This window comes from Nostoc sp. CHAB 5836 (genome assembly GCF_020829445.1).
Classification (GTDB): Bacteria; Cyanobacteriota; Cyanobacteriia; order Cyanobacteriales; family Nostocaceae; genus Nostoc.
Map to the genome: position 1 here is coordinate 1 of NZ_JAIVFV010000333.1, position 3344 is coordinate 3344.

The window sequence follows — 3344 nt, forward strand, 5'->3', positions numbered from 1 at the left end:
AATCAGTATCGCACAGGTATGGATTCTATCGGCTGGCACGCTGACACTGATTCTTCAATGGGAATATCCCCAGCGATTGCTTCAATCAGTCTCGGTAGTGTTCGCAAGTTTCAAATTAAACCGAGAAATGGCAGACCTACTGATTTCTGGCTGGAACATGGGAGTTTGTTGATTATGCACCCCGGCTGCCAGTCCACACATCTACACCAGCTTCCCAAGACCAATAAAGTGGTTAGCACACGTATTAATCTCACGTTTCGACCGCACACCGGGGGGAAATAAATAATTGTGATTCTCTTTCATCATGTATAATTCCCTGCTTTAGTTCATATGTACTGCTAGGTCAGAGAAGAGGCTCTTGGTAGGGGGCTGTTCTTACAAGGGGAAAGGATGTATTCAACAGTTATCAGTTATCAGTTATCAGTTAATAAATTGGGAGTCAGAGTCCCCCACAACTAAGCAAGTGGTGTGTTTCGGTCGGGGATTTAACCTCGATAACTGATAACTGTTGACTGTTCACTGATTTAAAAGCTTTCCCCATTCCCGATTCCATACTTCGGTGAGCAAACTTTTTATCTTGTCGTTTCAGACCAATTCGATTCAAATTCAGTCACTAATCGGAGTTAAATCATGGGAGAAGCAAAACGTCGGCGCTTACTAGATGCCAACTACGGCAAATCTAGACAACCCTATAGTCATCAAAAATTTACTTGTGAAATTCTCAACAAACAAACTGTTGCATCTGTTTATGATTTGATCACAAGAGATCACGAATTGACAAAACATCATCTAATTTCGCCTCCGCCATCAGACCAAAGTGATGCAGCTGATGTGGTCAACATAATTGAGGGAGTTCTTCCCAAAAACTCTCTACCCCTTACCGAAGAGGCAGAGGGGAAGGGAGCAGGGAGCGGGGGGAGCAAACCCTTCCCCCTGCCCCCTGCACAAGAGCCTCTTTTGACCCCAATTCCTTTTATTTCCCCCAACGTTGTGCCTCCTACCAAGAACCTACGCGTTGATGCACATCAAAATCCGAATAGTCAATTAGCTCCTAATCACTGGCATGAATGGGTTATCAATTCTGGCGTTGACCCCATAATTACCGAGCTAAATGTCCGTTCTCTAAGTGGGGATGAAATCTACGAGTACCTTTTATACGCTCTCCCCCACACTGCACGACGTAACGATGGGCGACTGCGTGACGGGTACTTGAAAAGATACGTTCACATTAATAGTGCATGGTGGGCAAGTGGACTCGACCCTCATAACAACTGGCTGCCAATGGATTGGGGACGCATGAAGCCCGACAATCCCCGACTCGAATGGGACAAGGACACCAACGAGCAAACCCAAAAGCCTGTCAAATACGAGTCACCCCCAAAAACCCCCAACCGCGTTACCTACCTGAGAGTCCCCCTCCATATCTGGAAGTTGGTATCACTTCGCTACGACGTGCCGATGCCAGAAAATATAGTTGTTACCCCAGAAGGAGAAGCGTTAGGATTTTGGGCTTGGGTCATGGCACATCCAGAAATCCCTGTAATCCTTACAGAGGGCGAGAAGAAGGGAGGTTGCTTGCTGACTTTAGGGTATGTAGCGATCGCCCTCCCCGGAATTTGGAACGGTCGAGTCGGCAACGAAAATTTAGAACGCCTCCACCCCGATTTAATCCCAATGGCGCAACACAAGCGTAAGTTTATCATTCTCTTCGACTACGAAACCAAACCCAAAACCAAACAGCAGATTTTTCAAGCCACACGCCGTACAGCTTCCGTAATTGTACAACTTGGTGGAGAGTGTGAAGTTGCACTACTACCAGGGCCAGAAAAAGGAATTGACGATTGGGTTGTAGCTTTGGGGAAAAAAGCCTCGAAAGCGGTGTCCACAATGATTGCTGATGCTCTAACCATAAACGAGTACCAGCAAAGATTCTTTGTCAATCGCGCCAGGGGACTACGTAAATACAAACCCAATGTCATAGTCAATACCCGCTATCTCTCCACAGTCATCCGTTCCCTACCTCAATCTGGGTTAGTCGGTTTGGCTTCCGACATGGGTACTGGCAAGACTGAAATCTTGGCGATGATTAGAAGAGATAACCCCCAATTGAGCTTTTTGAATAACGGGCATCGCGTTACCCTGCTGAAGAATTTGAGCGATCGCCTACAAACTGCCATGTACTCCGCCATCTCTTGCGGGGACTGGGCTAGAGCAAAAGCTCTCAGCATCACGGTAGACTCATTGTATAAGATGGCGAACGATTTACAGGCTTACGACATCTTATTTATTGATGAAGCTTGCCAGTATCTCGCCCACCTGCTCAAGTCCAAAACTTGCAAAGAACATCGGGGAGCGATTCTGGAGGTGTTGGAGTATCTGGTTTACAACGCCAAGCTGGTTGTTTTGGCAGATGCCCACTTGGATGATTTGACAATTGAATTTTTCACCTCAATGCGTCCTGTTGGTGAAAAACCTTTCATCATCAAAAATCAGTATCGCTCAGGTGGTCGTCAAGTTTATTGGTACGAGGGTCGAAACAGCAGCGCGTTGGTAGCCGAGTTTCACGCTCAACTCATGTTGGGTAAAAAGTTGATGATGGTCAGCGATAGCAAGCGGTTCATTAAGAAATTGGAACGCGCTTTGAATGGTGGGACACCAATAGATAACGCTGATGAAACACCAGAATCAGCCTCAGACCGCAAGTTACGGGTATGGGCTATTCACTCCGAGAACAGTGGCAGTGAGGAGAATATCATCTTTATCAGGGAGATTAACATTGCTATTCTTGATATCGATGCTTTTTTAATTACTCCCAGTCTCAGTACAGGGGTTGACATTTCCAGCTATCATTTTGATGCCGTGTTTGGTGTGTTTCACGCTGTAAGCCAATCAGCTACAGAATGCGCTCAACAATTATGGCGGTATCGTCCCAATGTCCCCATGCACGTTTGGGTGGCTCCACGCCCTCCATTTGGTTATGCCGAAACTAATGCCCGTCGCATCAAGGAAAGGATTCTTCAGAAGAATGAAATGACCGCCTTTCTCATCCGCATTGACCGGGAAACTGGGAAGCGGGGGGCTGAGAAAGACTGGGCATTAGATGCGAGTTGTCAGATTGAGGCGCAGCGCAACTGGTCTATCAATAATTTACGCGCTGACTTGCGATCGCTGTTGGAAGAAATGGGCAATAAGATTGTTTCTGCCGGAGATGGTGGTGATGAGGGAGCCTCGCGGTGGATGAAGGCGGCAGGTATCGCCATCGATGAGGAACATTTTTGCAAGGTGGCGAATGCTAAAGATATTGACCGGAGGACATATAACGCTAGGCAGCATCAAGATTATCT

Annotated in this window: 2 protein-coding genes; both read left to right on the forward strand. The window is 46.9% G+C overall.

The window, feature by feature from the left end; genetic code table 11:
* Positions 1 to 282: alpha-ketoglutarate-dependent dioxygenase AlkB (locus LC605_RS31915; RefSeq protein WP_229551388.1), on the forward strand; the 282-nt coding region annotated here is incomplete at its 5' end.
* Between the two features lie 348 nt (positions 283 to 630).
* On the forward strand, positions 631 to 3344 hold a 2714-nt coding region (locus LC605_RS31920; RefSeq protein WP_229551389.1), incomplete at its 3' end, for a plasmid replication protein, CyRepA1 family.